We start from the raw sequence: 25,100 nt of genomic DNA on the forward strand, positions 1-25,100 counted from the left end.
ATGGATGCGCTGCGCGCCGTGACCTGTCCCAGGCAGTCACCGTCATCGTGCTGACGGCGCGTGAGCACGTCAAGCGTCTGTGCATGCCTTGTGGCCAGTGCGAACGCGCCCGCGACAGCTGCAAGACTGGGCGGCGTACACAGTGGTCGGCGAGGTGCTCGACGGGCTCGGTGGCGGTACGCGGGACTCCGGTTCGCGTGCGCCGCACGTCGTGCGCAGCGCGGTGCAGGAGGCAGGACATGGACGAGGCACGAGCGCGGGACGTGCTGGCCGAAGCCGGGGTGGCGGGCGTCGGCGCGGCCCCGGGCGACGCAGAACTCCTCGCCCTGGGCGAGAACGCGGTGTTCGCCGCCGGGGACCTGGTGGTGAAGGTCGGCCGGGCGGCCCCGGAGCTCCTCGACCGCGCCCGACGCGAACTGGGCGTCGCGCGTTGGCTGGAGGAGTGCGAGGTGCCCGCCGTGCGCGCCGCCGAGCCCGAACCGCGGCTCGTCGACGGCCATCCGGTGACGTTGTGGCAGCGCCTCGGCCCCGCGCTGCGGCCGGCTGAGCCGGCGGACCTGGCCGGGCTGCTCCGCCTGGTGCACGCTCTTCCCTCCCCTCCTGTGGAACTGCCGCGCCGTGAACTGCTCGGCGGCGTCGAGCGCTGGCTGCGCCTCGCGGGTGATGCGATCGCGCAGGCCGACGCCGACTATCTGCGTGAGCGCAGGGACGGCTTCGCCGCTGCGGCCGCGGCGCTCACCCCCCATCTGCCGCCGGGCCCGATCCACGGCGACGCCCTGCCCCGCAACGTCCATGTCGGTCCTGACGGGCCGGTCCTGGTGGACCTGGAGACGTTCTCGGCCGATCTGCGCGAGCACGACCTGGTGGTCATGGCCCTCTCCCGCGACCGCTACGGCCTTCCCCCCGAGTCCTACGACGCGTTCGTCACGACCTACGGCTGGGACGTACGCGAGTGGGACGGCTGCGCGGTGTTGCGCGGGGCGCGGGAGACCGCGAGCTGCGCCTGGGTGTCACAGCACGCGCCGACCAACCCGAAGGCCCTGGCCGAATTCCGCAGGCGGGTCGCCTCGTTGCGGGACGGGGACCCTGAAGTGCGCTGGTATCCCTTCTGAGTTCGGGCTCAGAGTCACGGCTCTGCGGTTCGTTTCTTCGATTCGGTTCTTCGATTCGGCTCTGTGGTGTCGGCTCGCCCCTGCCCGCGCGCCGGTTCAGCCCGATATATCCCGCAGCGGCCAGATCCCGTCGATCACCGCGGTCTCGTCTCCCTTGCCGCGCAGGAACTTCTGGAAGTCGGCAGCCCATTCCGCGTACCACTCGACCTGGCGGCGGTGCAGATCGGCCGGGCCGAGGCTGCCGACCTTCGGGTGCCTGACGGCTATGGCCGAGGCGAGGCGGGCTGCGGCGAGGGCGTCGGCGGTGGCGTCGTGCGCGGAGTCGAGCCGGACTCCGTACACGGAGCAGACCGCCTCCAGGTTCCTCTTCCCCCTCCGGTACCGATCGACAGAGCGGTCGATGGTGTACGGGTCGATCACCGGCGCCGGTGCGATCCCGCCGAGGCGCTCACTCAGGGACGGCAGTCCGTGCCGATGCAGCTCCGCGGAGAGCAGGGTCAGGTCGAACGCCGCGTTGTACGCCACCACCGGGACGCCCGACTGCCAGTAACCGGTCAGGGTGCGGGCGAGTTCGTCGGCCACCTGGTCGGCCGGGCGGCCCTCCGCCCTGGCGCGTTCGTTGCTGATGCCGTGGACGTCCACGGCCTCCTGCGGTATCGGCACGCCCGGATCGGCCAGCCATTCCCGGCGTCCGATCGGCTCCCCGTCCTTGACCTCGATCAACGCGCCCGTGACGATCCGCGCCTCGCGCGGGTCCGTGCCCGTGGTCTCCAGGTCGAAGCCGATCAGCAGCTCCTGGTGCCAGCCCATCCGTGGCCCTCCTTCGTGGTGCTCTCCCCCATGTGCGTTTCACGATGCCATGCGCCACTGACAATCCGACCGGCGCGTTCCGCTTCGCCCGCTGACCTGCGGTTCGTCAAAGAAGAGGACCGATACCTCGCGGTGGTCGGGACTTCAGGAGACGGGCCGCGAGTCCGCCCAGACGGACTCGAACTCCTCGCGGTACGTCTCGAAGAGTCCGTGCTCGCCGCTCCCGCCGGCCTTGACCACGCGACCGCCACCGCGCAGCACGAGCACGGGCGCTTCCATGCCGCGGGTGCGCCGCAGGTAGGACTGGACGACGGCCACGCCGTCCGAACCGTCACTGTCGACCAGGTAAGCGGTGAATCGCGGCGTTTCGTCGAATACGTGGATCTGGAAGGCGCCCGGGTCCCGGAGGCGGGCCCGCACCCGTCGCATGTGCAGGATGTTCATCTCGACCGAGCGGCTCAACTCACCGCGTTTGATGCCGAGTTCACGTTCGCGGCGCTTGACCGCGCTGCTCGCCGGGTTGAGGAAGAGCAGCCTTATGCGGCTGCCGGTCTCCGCGAGCCGCACGAGGCGGCGGCCGGAGAAGTTCTGGGCCAGGAGGTTCAGGCCTATCCCGATCGCGTCGAGGCGCCGCGCCCCGCCGAAGATGTCCTCCGCCGGGAACTGGCGCAGCAGCCGCACCCGGTCCGGGTGCACGCCCACCACGTCCGCGTACCGGTCGCCGACTATGTCCTCGACCGCGTCCACGGGCAGGCGGCGCGCGGAGGGCACGTCCGAGTCGGCGCCGAGGATCTCCAGGAGTCGCGCCGAGGCCCGCTCCGCCTGCGCGAGGACTGTCTCCGAGAGGGCGCGGTTACGGGAGACGACGTTCCGCGCGACCTCCAGCTCGTCCAGGGCGAGTTCGACGTCACGACGGTCGTCGAAGTACGGCTCGAAACAGGGCCAATGCTGCACCATCAGCTCGCGCAGCTGCGGCAGGGTCAGGAAGCTGAGGACGTTGTCGTCGGCCGGGTCCAGCAAGTACCCCTTGCGGCGGCTGACTTCGCGTACGGCGACGGCGCGCTGCACCCATTCCTGGCCGGCGGGGCCTGCGGCGGCCACCACCCAGTCGTCGCCGTGGACTGGCTCGTACACGGGCCGGACCACGGCGGAGACGACGGCTCGCAGCCGCTGCTCGACGAGGTTCAGCCAGATGTAGGCGCGGCCGGCGCGCTGCGCGCGTGTGCGCACCTCGTGCCAGGCGTCCGCACCCCAGTCCAGTTCCGGCCCTATTTGTGCGGCCGTGTCCATCGGGCGCGCCAGGGAGACCGTAGAGGGCGGGGCGTCGCCGGCGCCTCCCTCGCGACCCTCGTCGCCAGGAGGCAGCTCAAGACCGCCCGAGCTCACCCGCGCACCGCCTTCCGCTCCCCCCTTGGGACCCCGTTCGGGATCATGGTCCGGAGTCTTGGTCGAGACCCGGTTCAACGATCAAGGAAGGGTACTCCGGGAGCGGTCGGCGGTGCAGCCGGATGCACAGGCTCCTTTCTCAACCTCCTTGCGTCACAGGGGCGTTCTGGCCCTCGAGGGCTGTCGAAGTGAGCGGATTCATAGCGGTCACCTCCCACGGGGCGGCGAGACCCCCTGCCGATGCGCCGGCATCGGTTCCTGGTCCTCGCCCCGGGGATGCGGTGGAACCCTGTGTTGACCCGGGCGTTCGGGGGCTTGAGCGCTCGGCTGTGCCCCGGATGCGGAACTCGGCGCTGCAGTCGGGGCGTTCAGGCCGTCTGTTCGCTGGGGACGCCGAGTACGGCCCGGTCCGGCGCTGCGCCGGGGTCGGTGTCCTGGTCTGCGCCTCCGCCCTGCCCCGGCCGCGTGGCGAGGGCGACGACGAAGGCCAGTGCCGCCGCCGTGCTGCCGACGGCGAACGCGGCGGCGGGACCGTACGACTCGGCGAGACGGCCGGCGACGGCGAGTGTGACGGCTTGGCCGCCCACGAAGGCGCTCGATGCGAATGTCATGCCTTCCGCCAGCCGTTCACGCGGAACGGCCCGTTCGGTGAGGCCGAATCCGGTGATCAGGTTGGGCGCGAAGACAGCGCCGAAAACCGTCACTACGAAGTAGAGGCCGGCCAGCGATTCCGTCCACACGAGAGGGAGCGAAAGCAGCGCCGCTGTGGCCGTTGCGACGCGCCAGCGCAGCAGGAGGCCGATGCGGTCGGGCAACGCGACCATGGAGAGACCGACGACCGCGCTCATGACGCCCATCGCGGCATACACGAGCCCTGCCTGGTCCGGGCGCCCCAACTCCTCTGTGAGGGCGGTGATTCCGGCGCCGCAGCCACCGAGCAGCACTCCCAGAAGCACCAGTCCCACTCGCACCACGTACACCTGACGCGGCATACGCCGTCGTGCACCACGCGCGCGTGCGCGTTCCTCCGCCGCACGCGCGCGTGGCTGTTCTCGGCTCCCCTTGCCCTGCTGGTCCGCGTGCGCCGGCTCCAGGGTTCGAGCGGTCGGGTGCAGAGCGAATCCGGTGCCGCAGACGGCCACGAGGAACGCCGCGAGGAGCATCGCGTAGGCCGGGTGGCCGACGACCGCCGCGAGCCCCACAGCGGCGGGTCCGAGCACGAAGGACACCTCGTCCATGGTGCTCTCCAGCGACATCACGGCGTCGGCGAGCCGGTCGTCGGCCCGTCTGCGGCGCGCGAGCGCCACCACGCGGGCCCGCGCCAGCGGCCCGATGCCGGGAACCGAGGCGCCTGCCAGCGCCCCCAGGAGAACCAGCAGCGGCGTGACCGCACCCAGCAGGGCGCTCGCCGTGAAGGCACCGATCGCAACTGCGTTGAGCAGTGCGAAAACCAGCACTACGCGACGCTGGCCATGGCGGTCCGCGAGGCGGCCGACGAACGGCCCCATGGCCACCTGTCCGAGGGCCAGCGCACAGGCCACCATTCCGCCCGTGGCGAGTGAGCCGCTGGTCCGGGTGACCATCAGGACGCTGCCCATCTGGATGATCGCCGTGGGCAGCCGCCCCAGGAAGGAGATCAACGGAAGCAGCGCGCCCGAGAGTGCGATCACCTCCCGGTACGTCTGCAACGTCCCGGGAGCGGCATCTCGGCACGTGCTCTGGTCCGGCGTCCCCTGCGGCATCGTTCGAAGCTATCCCCCCGGTCAGGAGCGCCCGCATGCGGTGAAGGCACGAAAGCGGAGCGGTCCGGTACGTAGGTTCGCATGACGGTGGAGCACCGGCGCAGTGTCCGTGTTTCGGGGCCGCTGCGGGCTCCCCTGCTTCGGGACAGCTGCGGGTGCCCGCCAGGCACGTGGCCCTCAGCAGTCCTCGTACGCCTTGGGAGGCTGTCCGTATCGCCGCTGTGCGGGCGGTGCGGGCGGATCGTAGGGCGGCAGAACCTCCTGCAGCACGCGGACGAAGGCGGCGGCCGCGCCCGTCGGCTCCACGCGCGCGAAGACCGTCAACATGCGCTTCCAGGGCGGCTCCACGGAGAGCACCACACAGTCCTCACCGACCGCGCCTCGCACGACATGTGCGGGTGCCGTGGCGATGCCCACTCCGGCAGCCGCCATACGCACCGCCGTGGACGTGTGCTCGGTCCACACCGCGGTACGGGGTGCGAAGCCCGCCTGCCCGCAGGCCCAGTCGAGGAATCGCTGCCCCTGGACGACGGGCTCCATCGCGCACCGCACCCAGGGCCGCCCGGAGAGCTCGTCGAGGCGCACGCTCGTACGGCCCGCCAGGTCGTCGTCGAAGGGCACGGCGAGGACGATCTCCTCCTCGCCCACGGGGGTCACCGAGCCGGTCCAGAACTGCGGCGGCGGGCCCACCGCGAGGTCGGCCACGCCCCGCTCGACCTGCTCCTCCAGGGCCTCCGTCGTGCCGTACTCGTGGAGCAGCAACTGCACTCCGGGGTGGGTGCGGCGCCAGTGCGCGAAGGCGTCCGGCAGAACGCCCACAGCGACCGCGTGGACGGCCGCCACGTGCAGTTCACCGCCCTCGGCGCCGGAGGCTGCGCGCGCGGCGCGCCGGGCCTGTTCGGAGCTGCGCACGGCGAGTTCGGCGTGCGGCAGGAAAGCGCGCCCCATGGGGGTCAGCCGCACACCGCGCGACATGCGTTCCAGGAGCGGTCCGCCGACGCTCTTCTCCAGGGCTTTGATCTGGTGGGACAGCGCGGGCTGCGTGACGTGCAGCGCCTCCGCCGCGCGCGTGAAGGACGTTTCCTCGACGACGGCCAGGAAGTACTCCATCTGTCGCAGACTCACCGCAGCCCCACTCCCCCGCTGTGGGAGGTCGGGGGGAACCGGCTCCCATAAAGGTCATGCATCGGACCCACAAGAACATTGCCTTGGACTGATGGCAAGGTCCGGCAGGAGGGTGAGGATCATGAACACAGCACAGGGGACCCACCTCGAACTCCGGCCTGCAGCACCGGATTTCACTGCTGCGGAAACCGCCTCTACTGGTGTCGATGCGGACCCGGGCAAGGCGGTCGACGTCATCGTGATCGGCGGCGGCACCGGCGGCTACTCGACTGCTCTGCGTGCGGCCCACCTGGGCCTGACCGTGGTGCTCGCCGAGCGGGACAAGGTCGGCGGCACCTGCCTGCACCGCGGCTGCATCCCGAGCAAGGCGATGCTGCACGCGGCCGAGCTGGTCGACGGGATCGCCGAGGCGCGGGAGCGGTGGGGCGTGAAGGCCACGCTCGATTCCGTGGACTGGCCGGCGCTCGTGGCGACCCGCGACGACATCGTCACCCGCAACCACAAGGGCGTAGAGGCACATCTGGCGCACGCGCGTGTGCGGGTGATCCGCGGTAGTGCCCGTCTCACCGGGCGGCGTTCGGTGCAGGTCGACGGACACGGGGAGTTCACCGCGCGGCGCGGGATCGTCCTCGCGACGGGTTCGCGACCGCGTACCCTGCCCGGTCTCGAACCCGACGGGCGCCGCGTGGTCACCAGCGACGACGCACTGTTCGCGCCCGGCCTGCCAAGGTCCGTCGTGGTGCTCGGCGGCGGCGCGATCGGGGTCGAGTACGCCTCGTTCCACCGCTCGATGGGGGCTGCCGTCACATTGGTCGAGGCGGCGGAGCGGATCGTTCCGCTGGAGGACGTCGACGTCTCACGGCACTTGACGCGCGGCCTCAAGAAGCGGGGCATCGACGTGCAGACCGGCGCGCGCATGACTGACGCCACGCTGCTCGACGAGGGCGTCCGCGTCACGGTGCGCACCTCGCGCGGCGAGACCCGCACGCTGACGGCCGAGCGGCTCCTGGTCGCGGTGGGCCGCGCCCCGGTCACGGACGGCCTCGACCTGCCCGCTGCCGGCCTCGTGGCGGACGAGAGGGGCTTCGTGCCCCCGGCGGACTGGAAACGCCTGGAGACCGCCGTGCAGGGCATCCACGTCGTCGGCGATCTGTTGCCGCCGCCGTCGCTCGGACTGGCTCACGCGTCGTTCGCCGAAGGCCTGTTGGTGGCCGAGACGCTGGCCGGTCTGAGCTCGCAGCAGGTGGACTACGCGGCGGTGCCACGGGTCACATACTCGTCGCCGCAGACCGCCGCTGTGGGGCTGAGCGAGGCCGAGGCACGCGCGCGTGGCCACGAAGTGGAGGTGAACACGCTGCCGTTGACGGCTGTCGCCAAGGGCATGGTGCATGGGCAGGGCGGCCTGGTGAAGGTCGTCGCTGACGCGGGCGGCGGCCAGGTGCGGGGCGTCCACCTGGTGGGCCCGCACGTGTCCGAGATGATCTCGGAGAGCCAGCTGATCGTCGGCTGGGACGCCGAACCGGCCGATGTGGCCCGGCACGTACACGCACACCCCACGCTGTCCGAGGCCGTGGGCGAGGCCTTCCTGACGCTCGCCGGGCGCGGACTCCACCAGCAGTAGCGGGGCGGGCAGGCAGTTGAGCGGGCAGGCGGGCTGACGCGAGGTCCGCCGAGCCCTCTCTGGGGGGGGGACGATGTGCCCTTGATCCGTCACTCAAACGACACGCCAAATAAGGCAGTTGACCGCAAAGCCGCCGCAATCCTGCACCGTCCGCATAGCGGAGCGCTTCCATCCGCATACGCACAGTGGCGCCGATGCCTTGACAGGGGCTCCAGCCCGTGGGGTACTGCGGATGCGCACGCCGGGCGGACCATACGGGGGTGAGTCACCTGACGGAGCAGCACTACCCCAGTGTGGCGGAACTCGTCCTGTCCGCACGGAACTTGGCAGCCGAGCGGCCCGACCTCTGCGAGTTGCGACGGATCGGCACCTCGCGCGCGGGACGCCCGCTGCACCTGCTGTCGGTGGGGCGGGCGGAACAGCGTGTCCTGGTCGTCGCAGGCGCGCATTCCAACGAACCGGTGGGCGGTCCGACAGCCCTGCATCTGGCTCGACGCGCGGTGCACGAACCGCAGTTGCGGTCCGGCACCAGCTGGCACTTCCTGCTCTGCGCCGACCCCGACGGCGCGGCACTGCACCGCGCGTCCGCACCCCGTTCCCTGTTCGACTACCACCGGCAGTTCTTCCGCCCCGCGGGACCCGAGCAGCCGGAGTGGGCACCTTCCGTACTGCCGCCCGACGAGTGGCCGCCCGAGACCCGCGCCCTCCTGAACGTCATCGACGAGCTGCGGCCCTACCTTCAGGTGTCGCTGCACGGCACCGATCTGGGCGGCAGCTGGGTGCAGTTGACGCAGGACATACCCGGCCTTGCGGAGCCCTTCGCCAAGTCCGCGGCGCAGCTCCACATCCCCATAGAGACCAGCACTTCCGACGCCGCGGGCTGGCCGATATCGGGCCCTGGCGTGCACGTCATGCCGGATCCCGGCACGGACGCGCTGTTCCCGAGCCTGCCCGAGGACGTGACGCGGTCGACCTGGCACCACGTGCACCGGTACGGCGGCAGCACGGCCATCGTCGAAGTGCCGATGTGGGCGAGCGATCTGGTCGACGACCCGACGCGTCACCCTGCGCCCCGTGAGGCGCTCCAGAAGGTCTCCAGAAGGCTGCGCACGGAGGCCCTGCGGGTGGAGGTCATCCTGCAGGAGACGGGCCTCAGAGAGGCCAAGGAGCAGTCGCTGCCCGAAGGTTGCGGGCCACTGCTGCGCGCCTCGCGCTGGGCACTGGGGCTCGTCCCCGGCCTCGCTGAGGACTGGCTGCGCCCACCGCCGAAGGACGCGACCATGACGTACGTGTCCAGCATCGACGCCTTCGGCCGCCGGCTGCCGATGCGGGCGGCGGCGATGCTGCTCCAGGTGCTCGATCAGGCGGAGGACCAGGCGGCTCCCCGCCTGGAGCGGCTGGTCGCCCAGTGGAGCAACGCCTTCGAGAGTCACTTCAGGGCCCGCTGGGTGCCACTGGAGCACCAGGTGGAGCACCAGTCCCGCACCGTGATCGCAGCGGCCCGGCACGCGCGCGTGAAGGTGAACTAGCCGGCACACGCGTGAAGGTAAATGGTTCGGCACGCGCGCGTGGAGCCGAATACGTTCACCGCACAGGCACGAATCATCAGCACAGGCACGAACCCATCAGCTGCATCACGGTGTCCGGCCACAAGCTGGAGTAAGTCGCAACTCACTGCACAGCGAGCCGGAAAGTCATCGACCCGAAGCTCACATGGTCGCCGTCCCGTACCACTGCGGCAGCGACCACGCGGCGCCCGTTGACACTCGTGCCGTTGGTGGAGCCCAGGTCGCGCAGCACCCAGTGGCCGCCCTGCATGCGGAGCTCGGCATGGACGCGCGAGACGGTGTCGTGGCTGAGTCGCAGGCCGCTCGACGGGTCGCGGCCGATGCGCAGCGGATAGGGGCTCGGCGCGGGAAGCAGCAGCTTGGGCAGCCTCTCGGCCTGCCAGGCCCGACGCACCCGCACGGTGAACGCGGATGCCGCACCGACCGCTCCGGTCACCAACGCGCTCCAACGCCCCTGCGCGGCCGGCAGATCAGCGGTGAGCGCGGCCAGTTGGTCCGCCTGCCGCGCGACAAGCGCGAGCTCCATACGGCGGACGTACGTGTCGTGCGAGAGCCTCCCCTGGACCACGCCCTCCTGCAGCGCGCGCAGCGCCTTGTCGCGTTCGGCGTCCGAGAGCCGCGCGGGATACGTGGGGAACTCGAAGGAGGACGTCACGTTCGCGATTGTCGGGCAGCGCCGCCGGAGTGTCCAGAAAACCCGGACCTTGGCCGGTCGGCTGACCAGCACGAGACCCGATCCGTACGCCGATTGACGACTTGACGACCTCGACGTCCCCGGCGTCCTTGACGGCCAGGCCGAGTCGGGTCGGGCAGGCCGCGTCGACCGAAAAGTGTTGGACGGGCTCGCGCGGCGCGCATAAGGTCCCCAGCGACGCCCGGCTTGCGGAAAGGAGGCGAGAGCTATGAAGTGCACGACCCTGCCACTGCGCTCCCGCCCTGTATCTGCGGCGTCTTCCCTGGTCTGAACGGGAGCGTTTCGATTCATTCGATCCGTTCGATCGATCCGTTCGATCCGTTTCCGGAGGACTCTCCATGACCGATCTGGTCATCCGTGCGCTCACAGAAGCTGACGCGCACCTGTTCAACTCCCTCGCCGATCCCGGCCTCGTGGGCCGCGCCCTCATGGGCGTCGAATACCGCACACGGGCCTCGGGCGGCGACTACCTGCCCGAGTGGACCTACGTGGCGCTGCGCGACGGCAAAGTCGTGGCCAGGGCCGCTTTTTGGGGCTCGCCGCAGGACACGGAGCCGCTGAACCTCAACTGGTTCGACTTCGCCGACGGCGAGCACGACGCGGCCGTCACACTGCTGCGCGAAGCGCCGTTCGACGTCGAGTACGAGCTGATCCTGCCCTCGGACTGGCGGGAGCGCCCAGAGGCCCACACAGCGGCCCAGGCGCGGATCTCGGCGGCCGCGGCAGCAGGTAAACGGCCGCTCGTGGAACGGCTCCGGTACACGTGGAACCCGCAATGCGGGCTTCCGGCTCGGCCGGGACGGCTGGAGTTCCGCGAGGAGCACGACGAAGCAGCGCTCCTCGACGCACTGTGTCGGATCCACTCCGACACGCTCGACGCGCACGCCCAGCGCGCCAAGGAGCAGGGCGGCGCGGAGCAAGCCGCCCGGGAGGAGTTGGAGTACATCCAGTGGTGCCCCGAGGCCTGGCCGCAGCTGGCCTTCACCCCGCAGGGCGAGCTGGTGGGGCTGCATCTGCCGTGCCGGATCCCGTCGGGGTTCGCAGCCGGGTTCATCGGCGTGGTGCCGGAGCAGCGCGGCCACGGGTACGCGTACGACCTGCTCGTGGAATCGACGCACTTCCTGAGCGAGCGCGGCGCGGAGCGCATCGTCGCGGCAACTGATGTGGGGAACTTCCCCATGGCAGCGAATTTCGCGAAGGCCGGATATCCAGTGGTGCAGATGCGCATCGACCTGGTCTGACACACGTCGATCCGGAACAGAGCCCACGCGCGCCCAAGACGCACCGCAGTCACTTCAAGTGCACGGATCCACAGCCCCACAACCTCGTTGGCGTTCTGGAGCGATGTGCCGGATTCACCGGCGAAATGATCTCTGGTGCAGCACCATGGACGGGCGAGGTCACTGACAGCGTCCGGCCGGACACGTCGGCCGGCGACACAGACGGGGGTCCGTCCGTGCAATTCGAGGTGTGGGCACCACAGGCGCAGGACCGGGTCGCGCTCCAACTGGAAGGCACCACGCACGCGTTGGAGCGTGATCCGGACCGGCGGGACTGGTGGGTGGTCGAGGCAGAGGCCGAGCACGGAGCGCGCTACGGATTCGTCCTCGACGGCCATGCCGATGTCGATGTCGACTCCGGGCCCCGCCCCGGCTCCGGCTCCGGCTCCGGCTCCGGCTCCGCTGCAGCGGTGGCTTTCCCCGACCCGCGCTCGCTCCGGCAGCCCGACGGGCCTCGCGGTCTCAGCGCGGTGGTGGACCACGCAGCCCACGCCTGGCGGACACCATGGCCGGGAAGTCCTCTCACGGGCGCGTCAGTGCTCTACGAGCTCCACGTCGGCACCTTCACCCGCGAGGGCACGCTGGACGCCGCAGCGCAACATCTGGGCCATCTGGCCGAGTTGGGGACGACGCACGTCCAGCTGATGCCGCTGAACCCCCTGCCGGGACAGCACGGCTGGGGGTACGAGGGCGGCTCCCCCTGGGCGGTGCACGAGCCGTACGGCGGGCCCGACGCCCTGAAGCGCTTTATCGACACGGCGCACGAGCTGGGGCTCGGCGTGGTCCTCGACGTCGTGCATCACCAGCTGGGTCCGGCCGCGGAGGAACTCGCCGCGTACGGGCCCTACTTCGCCGGCGAATCCGAGGCCGACGCCGTCGTCAACCTGGACGGCGAGGGGTCCGACGAGGTGCGCTCGTACCTCGTCGGCAGCGCCCTCTCCTGGCTGCGGGACTACCGCGCCGACGGCCTCCGGCTCGACGCCGTGCACAAACTGCGCGACACGCGCGCGTGCCACTTCCTGGAGGAGCTCTCCGCAGAAGTGGACGCTCTGAGTGTGGAGTTGGGGCGGCCGCTGTTCCTCGTCGCAGACGCCGGCCAGTGCGACACACGCATCACCGCACCGCGCGCGGAGGGCGGACTCGGTGTGCACGCACAGTGGAACGACGACTTCCCTCACGCCTTGCACACCGCTCTCACCGGCGAGGAACAGGGCCACTACGCCGACTTCGCACCGGCGCCCCTGAAGGCGCTCGCCAAGACGTTGACGTCCGCGTTCTTCCACGACGGCGGCTACTCGCCCGCGCGGGGCCGCAGTCACGGCCGCCCTGTGGACCGGGTGAGCACACCTGCGCACCGTTTCGTGGGCTACGCGCAGAGCCACGACCAGGTCGGAAACCGCGCCCTCGGAGACCGCCTCTCCGCATCCCTCACCCCGGGCCTGCTGGCCTGCGCGGCGGCACTCACCCTCACAGCGCCCGGCACGCCGATGGTGTTCATGGGCGAGGAGTGGGCCGCCGGAACGCCGTGGCAGTTCTTCACCGACCACACCGACCCCGACCGTGCCGAAGCGGTACGTCGGGGCCGCAGAAAGGAGTTCACAGCACAGGGGTGGGAGGAGCGCGGCCTTCCGGACCCGCTGGACCCGGAGACCAGAAACCGCTCCTGCCTGAACTGGGACGAGCCTCAAAACGAGCACCACGCGCGCGTGCTGGCCTGGTACCGCACCCTCATCGCACTCCGCCGCAGCCAGTCCGACCTGTGCGACCCGGACTTGGCGTCCGTGCGAGTGGCGTACGACGAGGCGGCACGGTGGCTGGCGTTCCGGCGGGGTGACCTGCGCATCGCCGTCAACCTCGCCAAGGAACCGGCCGCCATTCCGCTCCTCGGTGGCAAGGCCCGGGTGCTCGCCTCGTGGGACACCATCGAGGCGCCGGCCGCGGACGGCATCCTCCGTCTGCCCGCGGAGTCGTGTGTGGTCCTCGGTCCGCTGCAGTGAGAACCGCTACTCGACGATCGCCAACTCGCGTGCCGTGTTGTTGAGGCGGTGCCCACCCTCCTCAGTGACGGTCACGATGTCCTCGATGCGCACGCCGAACCGGCCCGGCAGATACACGCCGGGCTCCACGGAGAAGCACATGCCGGGCACGAGCGGTAGCTCCTCGCCCTCGATCATGTAGGGCGGTTCGTGCGTGGTGACCCCGATGCCGTGGCCGGTGCGGTGGATGAAGTACTCGCCGTATCCGGCCTCGGCGATGACAGCGCGCGCGACCCGGTCGATCTCCTGGCAGGCGACACCCGGCTGCACGGCCGCACAGCCCGCGTTCTGCGCCTCCCGGACGAGGTCGTGCACCTTCTGCTCCTCGGCGCTCGGTTCGCCCACGTGGACCGTGCGTGAAGTGTCCGAGCCGTAGCCGTGCTTGAGGCCGCCGAAATCCAGCACCACCATGTCGCCGTTCTCGATGGTCCGCTCACCCGCCTCATGGTGCGGATTGGCGCCGTTGGGACCGGAACCGACCACGGTAAAGTCCACCTGCGAGTGTCCGAACTGCCGCAGCAGATCGGCGAGATCGGCCGCCACGTCGAGCTCCCTGCGGCCGGAGAAGCGCACCTTGAGGATCTCCTCGTAGGTGGCGTCCGCCGCGGCGCCCGCCGCCGCGAGCCGCTCCAGTTCATGCTCGTCCTTGACGGCCCGCAGCATCGGCAGGGCCTCGGTCAGAGAGGCGTACGAGGTGCCGGGTAGCGCCTGCTGGAGGCCGAGCAGATGCATGGCCCAGGCGTTGTCGCTGATGCCGAACCGGCCGTCGACGTCCATGAGCGGCGCGGTGACGGCGTACGGGTCCTTGCCGTCGGTCCAGTCCCGCAGGGTCAGCGCGGGCGCCCCGGCGGCGCGCTCGGCGTCCGGCGCCTCCAGGGTCGGCACGACGAGGGTCGGGTCCTGCCCTACGGCGAGGACGAGGAGAGTGAGCCGCTCGGTGGCCGCCGTGGGCTGGTAGCCGGTGAGCCACACGAGGTCGGGACCGGGGGCGACGAGGAGCCCTGCAAGACCGGCGTCGGCCGCCGCCTCGGCGGCCCGCTCCATGCGGTCCCGGTAGTCGTCGGCGGTGAACGGCACGGGCGCGGACGTCATGGCTTGCCTCCTGAGCCTTCCGGAACTCCCCGGCAGCATCATCGCCCGCGCCCCGGCCGCGGCGCGAGCGGGCCACTACGACCCCATCGAAATCCGGCACTACGCGCGCGTGCTGTGGACTTTCACCCCGCGCAGGTGCGGGACCGCGCCGCTACGCGCGCGTGGCAGCGGATTTCGGCAGCCGGGCTCACCCTTCCAAGGCCAGTCGCACGCCGAGCAGGAGCAGGACCACCGCTGTACGAGGCCCAGCCGGAGCGCACCGTGGTCCGCCACTCCTCGTCGCGAGCCCCTGCGGAGCCATCCACCGCGCGGGCGGCCTTTCCGCGTCGGGCCTGCCACAGGGTCTGCACGCCGAACACGACGAGCACGACAGCGCCGACGATGCGCATCACGTCGTACGCGAGCTGCGAGGCGGCGAGGAGCGCGGACGGCCCGCAGGCCGCGACAACACCCCAGATGAAGACGCCGGTCTCGTTGCCGAGGACCGTGAGGAAGCCGGAACGCCTGCTCTGCAGCGACTGTTTGATGATCAAGATCGTGGAGGGCCCGGGAGAGGCGGCGATCAGGGTGCATGCGCCGAGGAAGGCGATGAGCGTGCTGAGCATGGCACCCATGCTCAAGGCTCGGGCTCCGTCACACCAAGGGTTTTCCGCCAGCGTCACTAATGGTTAGATGAGCGAAAAACATTAGCCAGATTGTGGATCCGGTGCCACGCAGCAACCGTCGGCCCGGTCAGGGGAGGGCTCACCACCGTGCTCGTACTGGCGCAGATCAGCGACCTGCATCTCGACGGCACCCCGCGGGCGACCGAACGCGCGGAGCGGGTGATGGACCGACTGCGGGGCCTGCACGCGCGCGTGGACGCCCTGCTCGTCACCGGCGACATCGCAGACCACGGCACGGAGGACGAGTACGAGGAAGCGGCACGCATCCTCCAGGCGCCGTTCCCCGTGCTCACGTGCCCGGGAAACCACGATGTGCGCGCCCGCTACCGCAAGGCCCTCTTGGGCCTCGCCGACGCACAGCGCCCCGATGCGCCGGTCAACTCCGTCCACCGCATCGGCGGAGCGGCCGTCCTCATGTGCGACTCCAGCATTCCGGGCCGCGACGACGGACTGCTCGCCCCGGAGACGTACGCCTGGATCGACGCGACCCTCGACGATCTGGGCGCGGAACTGCCGACGCTGCTCGCCTTCCACCATCCACCGGTGGCACTGCACCACCCGCTTCCGGACGCGTACCCCCTGCGTCAACCGGACGCTCTCGCCGACCTGTTGGACCGCCGACCGCAGGTCAAGGGAGTCGTCACGGGCCATGCCCACTCGCCGGGCGCCACGGTCTTCGCGGGCCGCCCGCTCGTCGTCGGGCCCGGCGTGACATGGACCCTGCAACTGCCCTGGGAGAGCCCCGAGGTGGCGGACCGTGCGGCCGATCCGGGGCTCGCGTTCCATGTGCTCGACGACGAAGGGCGCCTGCTCACGCACTTCCGGAGCGTGCAGGCCGGATGAGCGGCCACGGTCACGACCGGCCTGCGTGACCGCCCGGGGCTACGTCACCACCCCGGGCGTGACCACGAGCGACTGACTCTCGCCGGTGCGGTGCCGCACGGTCAGCGTGAGCGCCGCACCGGGCCTGGCCTTGCCCACGCTCGCGGCGAGCGCGGCGGCCGACGCGGTCCGCACCCCGCCGACCGCGAGGATCACGTCGCCGCGCACCAGGCCTGCCGCGTAGGCCGGTCCCGGCACGTGCACGCCGACGACCTGCGCGCCGCCGCCCGTCGACAGGTCGACGGCCTCCACGCCGAGGGTCGCGCGCGCCGGCGCCTCACGCCCGGCCGCGTTCGCGTGCGCCTCCTTGTTCGCAGATGCCGTGCCGCCCGCGGCCGCCCCTTCCTGGCCGCCTTGCGGTTCCTGGCTCGGCGTCCGGCCGGAATCGCTCGACGCCCCCTGGCCCGACTTGCCCGACTCCCCGAGCGGGCTGGCGAGTTGAAGCCCCTGCTGCTTCAGGCCGGCGAGGCTGCTCATACCGATGACCGTGGAGCCGACGGTTCCGAGGCCGACCCCGGCGAGCACAAGCATGAGGGCCACGAGAACGCCGAGCAAGGCGCTCAACAGCCGTCTGCCGCGCCGCCGGACGGGTTCGGGCCGGGCACCTGCCACGGACTCGCCGGCACGGCCGGGCATCGGCCTGGGACGCAACACTGTCTCTTCCATCGCTCGCCTCCGCGGAGGCTCTACCCCACGACCACCCCCGGAACGATTCACGAAAGAGTGACATATTCCGTACGGAGACGGGTGTTTACGGCCGATCCAGGCACGCACCCGCCTCCGCCCTCACCACGGTCCGGCCCGGCCCGCCTCGGCTCACCTCGGCCCGAGCGATGAATTCGCTGGTCAGAGGCGATGCCAAGTCCGTTGTCAGTGGCGGCTGTTAGCTTCGTCGACATGACAGATCGAGGGGCGCGACCTCTCGACTTTGTCGGCCGCGTGACGGTAGAGAGCCCGCTGGACGACAGAAGTCGGACGACGGGAGAGCCGGAGCGGGAGCGCCAGAAGGCACATGAGTGCTGCCCGAGCTCCCGCCGCTTCTCCCCCTCCCCCTCTTCCCCTTAGCTTCTCTCCCCGCGTCCGACCGCACCCGACCGCACCATCAGCCGACCAGCCGGCCCGTCAGCGGACCGGTCGGCCGACCGACCGTCCACTCAAGCCGCGTGCCGTCCGTGTGGTCCGCCGTGTCCGGCCCCGTGATCGAACTTCAGGGCCTCCTCCGGCATGACCACGAACGGCCGCATCATCCCCATGTCCTCATGCTCCAGGAGGTGACAGTGGTACATGAACCGCCCGTAGGCGCCGTCGAAGCGCCCCATGATCCGCAGCATCTGCTTGCCGGGCACCCTGAACACGTCTTTCCAGCCGCGCTCGTTGGGCGCCAGCGGCAGCCGCGTGCCGGGGTCGTACGCGATGGGCGCGCGGGTCCCGCCGAGCTCCAGGTCGAACCCGGACACGTCGTAGGCGTCCCGGCCGAGCGCCTGGAAGTCGGCGAGGTGGATGTGCATGGGGTGCAGGACCTCCGACAGATTGAGGAAGCTCCACTGTTCGTGGGCGCCCTCCGCGATGGTGAAGCCGAGGCCGTCGTTGAAAGTCCGCGCGATCCGTCGGTAGGTCTTCAGCACCCCCTCCGCATCGCGCACCTGAATGATCCCCTCGGTGGGCGTCTGCACGTCCGCCGCCTCGTGCTCTCCGAGTTGGGCCATCTCCCAGATCTCGGGATGCCCGCCGCCGCCCTTGGTGCCGGGCGGGGTGAGCACGACCATGCGGTGCCCGTGCTCGATGTCGTGGCTGATCCGCCGGAAGGAGCCGGAGAGCACCTCGGGCACCTCGAAGGGGTCGCATGTGCCGCTCGGCCGCACCCGGAACTCCATGACCTGCGGGTAGCGCACGTCGTTCAGCGGGTCAGGCACGCCCGGCGCCTGCTCACGGCCCTTGTCGACGAGGCGGAGCCGCCTGCCGGCCAGGGCACGGAAGTCGACCAGCAGATCGAAGCGTTCGGCGGGCGCGACGGTCAGCACGGGCAGTGCGGCGTCGAAGTCGACGGGCACCGGGCGCGGCAGGAGCCCGCCGTCGCTGCCGATCTGCTTGATCACACCGGGCACGGGATTGTCGTCCTCGTCGATCAGCACGAGGTTGTAGGTCCGGGCGTTGGAGGCGTTGACGAGCCGGAAGCGGTACCACGCGTCGTCCACATCCGCGTACGGCCAGATCTGCCCGTTGACCGTCGTGTACGGGCCGGTGAAGGGCAGCGAGACGGGCTTGCCCGTCTCGGGGTTCTCCTCCTGGACGACGACGGTCTTGTGCAGGATGCGGCCGTTGAGGGTGCCGTCCTCGTCGGTGTCGAGGTTCCGGTCGGCGATGAGCAGCGGTATCTCCCGCTCGCCGCGCGGAAGTCGAAGCGCGTCCTCCTCGTCGTCCCGGACCAGGTAGGTGCCGTACAGCCCGGCCTGGACGTTCCAGCGGGTGATGTTCATGGCGTGGTCGTGGTACCACCACTGCACGGCCTGGTGGTCGTTCGGGTACTCGGAGAGCTGCGCGTCCCCGTACCCCACCGCGTTGTCGGCCCAGCCGTCGTTGCCGCCGCCGGTCTGTGCACCGTGCAGGTGCGTCACCGTCCAGGCCGGCAGGGCCGCGACGTCCTTGTTCGGTTCGACCTCGCCGCGGCCGGGCTCGGTGCCGGCCTGGGGTTCGCCCTGCGGCCTCGCGGGCACTTCCACCGCTGTGACCGGGTATTCGGAGCCCTCAGGAATGCGGTTGGTCCAAGCCACGCGGATGCGCCTGCCGCGCCGCACCTCAATGGTGGGACCGGGCACGCTTCCGTTGTAGCCCCACATCAGAGTGGGCGGCAGCTGCGGGTGCAGCCGCACCCAGGTGGGCCGCAGCGTGATGGCCGTCTCCTGGAGCACGTCGACAGGCTGCGGCCGGAGCAAGGGCGGCACGGTCAACGGGCTGATGTACGGGACGAGTTCGCCGTCGGCGACCTTCTCCTGGACCTGGTCGAGTCCATCGGTCAGCCGGTCGGCCAAGCGCTCGATGATGTCGGTCAAGACTGTTCCCCCATGGTGAGTGCTGTGCGTCGCCGCTCCCCCGGCGGCACCGGCACACGTCGCCCCGCGACGTCACACCCGGCGCGCGCCTCTGCGACGAACCCCGTCGGGCGGCTCACGACCCGCCCTCACCCCACAAGACACCGCACATCACAGGGCAGTTGCGTTAATCCCGCATTCCGGCTGAAACCCTGTGCACATGCCAGTAATCGGGTGCGGAATCTCCACGACCGGACGGCTGTCATCGACGCTCAAGGCCGTTCCGCTTCTGCCCCCATACTCCCGTCTGCCCTGCCGCTGCCAGCAGTTCAGACCGCCGAGTGCTCCGTCACGCCGCTCCGGGAGCAGGCACCAGGAAGGTCGGACGGGCCCGTCGAATACGGCCACCGAGGCAGGACCTCAGGCACGGAATGCGCGTACGTACCGCCGCTGCCAGGGTGTTTCCACGGCATGCCGGTCGTAGTGGCGGCGCACGAAGTCCACGGCCTGCTCTGGCGGTACGCCGTCGAGGACGGCGAGACAGGCGAGCGCGGTGCCGGTGCGGCCGCGGCCGCCCGCGCAGGCGACCTCGACTCGCTCGGAGGCGGCACGCTCCCAGACGGTACGAAACACCGCGGCGGCCTCGGCACGGTCGCTCGGCAGCCGGAAGTCGGGCCAGCGCAGCCAGCGAGACTCCCATGCGGTCGCGGGCGGCTGCTTGCCGAGGAGCAGCACGGCGAAGGTGGGCGGCGGCCCGTCGGGCAACGGCTTCCGCAGGCCACGCCCGCGCACCAGTCGGCCCGAGGGCAGGCGCAGCACTCCGGGGGCTTCCGGGTCCCAGAACTCGATCACACGCTTACGGTATGCGGCCCCGCCGCCGGACCGCGGCGGAATGCCACGCCCCGGCTCCGCACGCCACTCACCGCCCTAGTGCTGAGCGTGTTGTGCGCGCTGCGCCTGCTGTGCCTGCTGTGCCTGCTGTGCCTGCTGTCAACGCTGCTGCGACTGTTGCTCCGTGTGCCCTGCCGGCGTTCGGAACCCGTACCGCAGGATGCGGCCGATGTCGCGCAGGACGGGGATGTGGGCGAGCAGGCGCATGCCGAGACGGCCGGAGCGAGGCAGGTGGTCGAGTCCGGGCACGTCCACGCTGCGCACCGAGTCGAGCAGAGTGAGTCCTGGCGCCCAGGACTCGAGGGCCTTCGGGTCGTCGACGCCCCAGTGCAGCGTCGCTCCGGCGTTGCGCACGGCCGGCACCCGGTTCTGCAGGCGGATGCCGATCGTGCCGTACACGTCGAAGAGGAGGCTGCCGCTGGGGAAGCGGGCGGTGATGCTCCGGATGAGCCGGAGGGCGTCGTCCTCGCGCAGGTACATGGACAGGCCCTCGAAGACAGCCACGGTCGGCCGGTCCGCGGGGATCCCCTGGAGCCAGCCGTCCTCCGTGACGGAGGAGCCGATCGTGCGGTAGTCCACGCCGTCCGGTTCGCTGAGCAACCGGCGGCGCAGGTCGATGACTTCGGGGAAGTCGACATCGATCCAACGGACGGTCGACGCTGGCGCGATCCGGTGCACGCGCGTGTCCAAGCCGCACGCCAGGTGGAGCACGGTGGCGGAGCGTTGTTCGGCGAGGAACTCCCGGGTCCATTCGTCGAGTTGGCGGGCCCTGAGCGCGACGCCCACGGCGCTGGTGCCTTTGACTCCGGTCTTGCGGAAGTCGTAGTCGATGCGCCTGACGGCGCGGGCCGCTGCGTCGTCGTGCAGGACGGAGCGTGGAGAGCGGCTGTCGAGGGCCCGCCCGTAGAGGGTGGCGAGCATCGTCTCCTGGGCGCCGGTCAGCGTGATCTTCTCGCGGTCCATGAGTCCTCAAGCTACTCACGGGCGGGAGGGCGAGGGCGGCCACACGGAAAGGTGGCGCGAACACGCGGCCGCCTCCGTCCCGCAGTCCGCACGACTGCCTCCGGCGCGGCGTCAGGCCAGGCGGTAGCAGTGCGCGTCGTGCGCCGGTACGTCGAGATCCTGCCGCCAGGAGGCGAGCACCCCGGCGGACGGCTCGAACAGCGCGGCGGGAAGGGCGTCGAGGCGGGTCCACACCCACCTCACGATCTTGTCCGGTTCGGTCACCCTCGCGGTGGCCCCGGCCTGCGCGGGCACGACCGCCGCGGCGGACAGCCTGATGACGCCCTGCTTCCGGTCGACGAGTACGGCGACGACCCGCACATCGTCAGGGTCCACCGACAGGCCGGTCTCTTCGGCGAGTTCGCGTGCCGCGGTCTGCTCGAAACTCTCACCCGCGTCGACCTTGCCGCCCGGCAGCTCCCAGCGGTCGTCGTGGCCGAGGCCGAGGAGGACGCGCTCCTGATCGTCGACGACGATCACGCCGACCCCTGTGACGCCGTTCGGTGCGGGAAACGCCCGCTCGGCGCGCTCGGCCTCGGGGGTGACGGGCGCGGACTGTTCCCTGCGGGACATGGCGGCCTCCAACGTGGGGGTACGGCGGCCGAGTTCCGTGCGTCATCCACGGCTCGGCGATCGACGTCACCGTATCGTCGCGCCGTCGGCCGATCGAAAGCCCTGCCGTTCAAGTGCGGGCAGCCGCCTCGCCGCCCTCCTTCACGACACGCACTGCTCGACGCCAACTCGGCACTGCTGCTCCGCCTTTGCTGCGCCGCCTGCTGCACCGACGGCCCCGCCGAGCGGGCGGATCGTACGGTCAGCCCGCCGTGGAGACCAGAGGTGCCAGGTCGGCTGTCGCCGCCGCATGGCAGGCGCCCCGGCCGTCGGCGCGGGCGACGATCCGGCCTCCGGCGATACGTACGGCCGCTTCGGTGCCGTCGCTCACGGCGGGCAGGCCTGCTGCGGCTGCGAGGGAACCCGAAGCGTCGTACACCACTTGGAGTCGCGGCCAGGCCCACGGGGGAAAGGAGGCGCGCAGGCAACTGGTGACGTCGGCGACGGCGAGACGCGCGAGCGGAATGAGCTCGTCCGGGCTGCCGGAGACGATTACCGCGGTCACCGTGGTGCCGGGCGGCACCGCGCGTACCGCTTCCTCCACGGCCTCCAGACGGTGCAGACCGAGCACGACCAGTACCCCGTCACCACCGAGGCGAGCAGGGGCGGCCCGCACGGCATCCATGGGGAGCGGAGTCGAGGTCGCATCGGCACCGCCCAAGGAGTGACCCACAGAGCTCTCAGGTGAGGCCGCTCCCCAAGGCTCGTCGACGGGGCGCGCGTGGGGCACGTACGGCAGATGAGGCGGGGCCCAGGTGTCGTGCGGGGCGGCGTCGGCGAGGCGCTCGCAGGCGTTGATCACGGTGAAGGGCTCGATGAACCCGGGGGCGGCATCGGCGAGTTGGCGGGCGCCGTGGAGGGAGGTGAGCACGGATTCGGCGACCCGCACCATGCGGGCGCGGTCGGACCGGCCGTCCTGCAGGCAATCCTGTGGGCGCTCCTGCGGGTACGCCTGCTCGGCGGGACGCAGTTGTTCGAGGGCGAGAGCGAGGAGCAGGGCGTCCAACTTCAGGAGCTGGCCGTACGGTTGGCGGGTTCGCTCGTCGGCGAGCACCTCAGACATCAGGTGGGTGTCGAGCCGCGCATCAACGGCCTCACCCGCCCCAGCAGCCGCTGCTGCGCGATCACCTGCGAGCGGCAGGCGGGCCGTCCAGGCGCGCGCGAACGCGGCGATCGCGGTGCGCGGAGAGCACTCGCCCTCGCCGCCGCGACCCGTACCGGCCCCGCTGTCGGTTCCGTACCGCTCCGGCTCGGACTCGGCCAGCTCCGCCAGGACGGCGAAGTAAAGGGCCTGTTTGCCGGGGAAGTTGGAGTAGACGGCACCACGGGTGAGACCCGCGCGTTCGGCGATGCTGTCGACCTTCGCTCCGGGAAAGCCGCGAGCAGCGAACTCCTCCCGGGCCGCTGCCAGCACCTTGGCGCGGTTGAGTTGCTGCAACTGCGCCCTGCTGAGCCGACCCATTGCCCTCACTCGCTCAAGCCCTGTATGGATTGCCGTCCGTCACGGCGCAGGATACCTTCGTTTCACATGGTGACGTCATCTGATCCCGGCATTTGAGGTACGAGTGGCACGCATCGGCGACAGCGAAAACCTGCTGAAGTGCACGTTCTGCGGCAAGAGTCAGAAGCAGGTCAGGAAGCTCATCGCGGGCCCGAGCGGCATCTGCATCTGCGACGAGTGCGTAGGGCTGTGCAACGAGCTGATCGCCGAGGAAGCCGAGGAAGCGGCCCAGAACGCACCGCGCGAACTGCCCACTCCGCGAGAGATCTTCACGTTTCTCGAGCAGTACGTGATCGGGCAGGAAGACGCCAAGAAGACCTTGTCGGTGGCGGTCTACAACCACTACAAGCGGGTACGTCAGGGCAGCACGCCGGGCGGTGCCACGCAGGGCTCGTCGGAGGCGTCGGCCCTGCCGGAACCTGTCGAACTCGGCAAGTCCAACATCCTGTTGATGGGGCCGACCGGCTGCGGCAAGACGTATCTCGTGCAGACGCTGGCGCGCATGCTGGATGTGCCGTTCGCGATCGGCGACGCGACGGCGCTGACCGAGGCCGGCTATGTCGGCGAGGATGTCGAGAACATTCTGTTGAAGCTGTTGCAGGCGGCGGACCACGATGTGGAGCGGGCCCAGCACGGCATCATCTACATCGACGAGATCGACAAGGTGGCGCGCAAGAGCGAGAACCCTTCGATCATGCGGGACGTGTCAGGTGAGGGTGTTCAGCAGGCGCTGTTGAAGATCCTGGAGGGCACGGTGGCCTCGGTGCCGCCGCAGGGCGGGCGGAAGCATCCGCAGCAGGAGTTCATCCAGTTCGACACGTCGCAGGTGCTGTTCATCGTGGGCGGCGCGTTCGCCGGCCTGGAGCGGATCATCGAGCAGCGTGCGGGCAGCCGGGGCATCGGCTTCACGGGGTCGCTGGGCGCGGCTCAAGGTGCTGCCGAGGAGCGGCCGTTCTCGGGGGCGTTGCCGCAGGATCTGCTGAAGTTCGGGCTGATCCCGGAGATCGTGGGGCGCCTCCCGATGATGGCTTCGGTCGACCCGCTGGACGGCCCGGCCCTCGTCCGTATCCTCACCGAGCCGCGCAACGCCCTCCTGAAGCAGTACCAGAAGCTCTTCGAAATGGACGGCGTGGAGCTGGAGTTCACGGACGAGGCCGTCGAGGCGATCGCCGAGCAAGCCCTGTTGCGCCGCACCGGAGCCCGCGCCGCTCGCACGATCCTCGAGGAGGTGCTGTTGAACGTGATGTACGAGGTGCCGAGCCGGGACGATGTGGCCCGTGTCGTCGTCACCCGTGACACCGTGCTCGACAACGTCAACCCGACGCTCGTACCGCGCGACGAAACAGGCCCCAGCGAGAAGACGGCGTAGCCGCACCACCCGCACGCACACGCACACGCACGCGTTCCCGCACGCGTTCCCGCACGTCGGCGCTGCTTCGCTGTTGGCAGAACGGAACTTGCCCTTCAGTCGGCCCTGCGCTCCTACTCTGAAATGGTGAGCAGCGAAGAGCCGACCGAAGCATTCGAGGCGCGAGACGGCCGCGTCAGCAGCATGGACACCTCGTCGACCACGGCCCAGGGACAGACATCCGAGGGCCGCGACGCCCAGGTGATACCGCTGCGACCTGCCCACACGGCGCCCTCGACGCCGGCCAAGGAGCCGCTGTGGCGGGATGTCGTGGGCGATGTGCTGCGTCGCGAACGGCTCGTTCAGGAGCGGACGTTGAAGGATGTGGCGGAGGCGGCGCGCATTTCGATGCCGTATCTCTCCGAGCTGGAGCGCGGCCGTAAGGAAGCCTCGTCGGAGGTGCTCGCGGCTGCGGCACGCGCCTTGGGGCTGAGCCTGACCGACCTGTTGTCCCGTGGGCACGCGGAGGTCATCCGGCTCTCCGGTGCGGGCCCCGTCAGCAGCGGGGCAGGCGGTCGCTCCGGCCCCCGTGTCACAGACCCGACGGTCAGAGCCCACCAAAGCCACATGCGGCTGGCCGCCTAGAGCCGAGGCTGGCGGGCAGAGGGAAGAGCCCGAGGGGAGGGCCGGAGGAGGGCGAAGGG

The 25,100-nt window shown here is 70.6% G+C and carries 20 protein-coding genes and 1 pseudogene; 8 read left to right on the plus strand and 13 right to left on the minus strand.

All coding sequences use genetic code 11. The features are described 5' to 3' along the window. The first annotated feature begins 239 nt into the window (after positions 1–239). Positions 240–1,112: a phosphotransferase gene (locus QIS96_RS00290; RefSeq protein ID WP_282540244.1), complete on the plus strand. Its 873-nt coding sequence runs from the start codon at positions 240–242 to the stop codon at positions 1,110–1,112. A gap of 96 nt (positions 1,113–1,208) precedes the next feature. Here the strand turns inward: QIS96_RS00290 and QIS96_RS00295 are convergent, their stop codons facing one another. The 4 genes from QIS96_RS00295 to QIS96_RS00310 all read right to left on the minus strand — a co-directional run bounded on the left by QIS96_RS00295 (position 1,209) and on the right by QIS96_RS00310 (position 6,175). Beyond that, positions 1,209–1,922, minus strand: coding sequence for a 3'-5' exonuclease (locus tag QIS96_RS00295; protein WP_282540245.1), 714 nt, complete (start codon positions 1,920–1,922; stop codon positions 1,209–1,211). A gap of 144 nt (positions 1,923–2,066) precedes the next feature. Continuing rightward, the gene (locus QIS96_RS00300) at positions 2,067–3,308 is read right to left on the minus strand and encodes an SAV2148 family HEPN domain-containing protein (protein WP_282540246.1); all 1,242 of its coding nucleotides are present in this window, start codon (positions 3,306–3,308) and stop codon (positions 2,067–2,069) included. 368 nt (positions 3,309–3,676) lie between these two features. Continuing rightward, a complete protein-coding gene (locus QIS96_RS00305) occupies positions 3,677–4,978 on the minus strand; it encodes an MFS transporter (protein ID WP_349017356.1) in 1,302 nt (433 codons plus the stop codon). Between the two features lie 249 nt (positions 4,979–5,227). After that, positions 5,228–6,175 (minus strand): LysR family transcriptional regulator, encoded by a 948-nt coding sequence (locus tag QIS96_RS00310; protein WP_282540248.1) that lies wholly within the window; start codon positions 6,173–6,175, stop codon positions 5,228–5,230. A 121-nt stretch (positions 6,176–6,296) separates the two neighbouring features. Between QIS96_RS00310 and lpdA the strand changes: the two genes are divergently transcribed. Then, the gene (gene lpdA, locus QIS96_RS00315; protein WP_282540249.1) at positions 6,297–7,796 is read left to right on the plus strand and encodes a dihydrolipoyl dehydrogenase; all 1,500 of its coding nucleotides are present in this window, start codon (positions 6,297–6,299) and stop codon (positions 7,794–7,796) included. A 260-nt stretch (positions 7,797–8,056) separates the two neighbouring features. Continuing rightward, the gene (locus QIS96_RS00320) at positions 8,057–9,325 is read left to right on the plus strand and encodes a M14 family zinc carboxypeptidase (protein WP_282540250.1); all 1,269 of its coding nucleotides are present in this window, start codon (positions 8,057–8,059) and stop codon (positions 9,323–9,325) included. 142 nt (positions 9,326–9,467) lie between these two features. On the opposite strand, the gene QIS96_RS00325 is transcribed toward QIS96_RS00320, so the two are convergent. Beyond that, positions 9,468–10,019 (minus strand): DUF1707 and FHA domain-containing protein, encoded by a 552-nt coding sequence (locus tag QIS96_RS00325; RefSeq protein ID WP_282540251.1) that lies wholly within the window; start codon positions 10,017–10,019, stop codon positions 9,468–9,470. A gap of 377 nt (positions 10,020–10,396) precedes the next feature. On the opposite strand from QIS96_RS00325, the gene QIS96_RS00330 reads away from it, so the two are divergent. Beyond that, positions 10,397–11,299 (plus strand): GNAT family N-acetyltransferase, encoded by a 903-nt coding sequence (locus tag QIS96_RS00330; RefSeq protein ID WP_282540252.1) that lies wholly within the window; start codon positions 10,397–10,399, stop codon positions 11,297–11,299. Between the two features lie 215 nt (positions 11,300–11,514). After that, positions 11,515–13,335 carry a malto-oligosyltrehalose trehalohydrolase gene (treZ, locus tag QIS96_RS00335; protein ID WP_282540253.1) on the plus strand — a complete coding sequence of 607 codons (1,821 nt, stop codon included), beginning with the start codon at positions 11,515–11,517 and terminating at the stop codon, positions 13,333–13,335. Between the two features lie 6 nt (positions 13,336–13,341). On the opposite strand, the gene QIS96_RS00340 is transcribed toward treZ, so the two are convergent. Both QIS96_RS00340 and QIS96_RS00345 read right to left on the minus strand, forming a co-directional pair. Continuing rightward, positions 13,342–14,466 carry an aminopeptidase P family protein gene (locus QIS96_RS00340; protein WP_282540254.1) on the minus strand — a complete coding sequence of 375 codons (1,125 nt, stop codon included), beginning with the start codon at positions 14,464–14,466 and terminating at the stop codon, positions 13,342–13,344. A 227-nt stretch (positions 14,467–14,693) separates the two neighbouring features. Then, positions 14,694–15,071 (minus strand): annotated as a pseudogene (locus QIS96_RS00345) (LysE family translocator); the annotation flags it as partial. A 147-nt stretch (positions 15,072–15,218) separates the two neighbouring features. Between QIS96_RS00345 and QIS96_RS00350 the strand changes: the two are divergent. Beyond that, positions 15,219–15,974, plus strand: coding sequence for a phosphodiesterase (locus tag QIS96_RS00350; protein ID WP_282540255.1), 756 nt, complete (start codon positions 15,219–15,221; stop codon positions 15,972–15,974). Between the two features lie 39 nt (positions 15,975–16,013). Here the strand turns inward: QIS96_RS00350 and QIS96_RS00355 are convergent, their stop codons facing one another. The 6 genes from QIS96_RS00355 to QIS96_RS00380 form a co-directional block, all read right to left on the minus strand. Continuing rightward, the gene (locus tag QIS96_RS00355; protein WP_282540256.1) at positions 16,014–16,679 is read right to left on the minus strand and encodes a PDZ domain-containing protein; all 666 of its coding nucleotides are present in this window, start codon (positions 16,677–16,679) and stop codon (positions 16,014–16,016) included. A 488-nt stretch (positions 16,680–17,167) separates the two neighbouring features. Beyond that, positions 17,168–19,063 (minus strand): O-aminophenol oxidase PhsA, encoded by a 1,896-nt coding sequence (phsA, locus tag QIS96_RS00360; RefSeq protein WP_408907088.1) that lies wholly within the window; start codon positions 19,061–19,063, stop codon positions 17,168–17,170. Between the two features lie 399 nt (positions 19,064–19,462). Further along, positions 19,463–19,891 carry a protein-tyrosine phosphatase family protein gene (locus QIS96_RS00365; protein ID WP_282540511.1) on the minus strand — a complete coding sequence of 143 codons (429 nt, stop codon included), beginning with the start codon at positions 19,889–19,891 and terminating at the stop codon, positions 19,463–19,465. Between the two features lie 141 nt (positions 19,892–20,032). Continuing rightward, positions 20,033–20,896, minus strand: a complete 864-nt coding sequence (locus tag QIS96_RS00370; RefSeq protein ID WP_282540257.1) for a class I SAM-dependent methyltransferase — start codon at positions 20,894–20,896, stop codon at positions 20,033–20,035. Between the two features lie 111 nt (positions 20,897–21,007). Further along, positions 21,008–21,508, minus strand: a complete 501-nt coding sequence (locus QIS96_RS00375; protein WP_282540258.1) for a nucleotide triphosphate diphosphatase NUDT15 — start codon at positions 21,506–21,508, stop codon at positions 21,008–21,010. Positions 21,509–21,749: 241 nt separating this feature from the next. After that, positions 21,750–23,009, minus strand: coding sequence for a TetR/AcrR family transcriptional regulator (locus QIS96_RS00380; protein WP_282540259.1), 1,260 nt, complete (start codon positions 23,007–23,009; stop codon positions 21,750–21,752). Positions 23,010–23,112: 103 nt separating this feature from the next. On the opposite strand from QIS96_RS00380, the gene clpX reads away from it, so the two are divergent. Both clpX and QIS96_RS00390 read left to right on the plus strand, forming a co-directional pair. Continuing rightward, positions 23,113–24,417 carry an ATP-dependent Clp protease ATP-binding subunit ClpX gene (gene clpX, locus QIS96_RS00385; protein ID WP_282540260.1) on the plus strand — a complete coding sequence of 435 codons (1,305 nt, stop codon included), beginning with the start codon at positions 23,113–23,115 and terminating at the stop codon, positions 24,415–24,417. A 183-nt stretch (positions 24,418–24,600) separates the two neighbouring features. Beyond that, positions 24,601–25,041 (plus strand): helix-turn-helix domain-containing protein, encoded by a 441-nt coding sequence (locus QIS96_RS00390; RefSeq protein WP_282540512.1) that lies wholly within the window; start codon positions 24,601–24,603, stop codon positions 25,039–25,041. The last annotated feature ends 59 nt before the right edge of the window (positions 25,042–25,100 follow it).

The organism is Streptomyces cavernicola, assembly GCF_029968035.1.
Taxonomy (GTDB): Bacteria; Actinomycetota; Actinomycetes; order Streptomycetales; family Streptomycetaceae; genus Streptomyces; species Streptomyces cavernicola.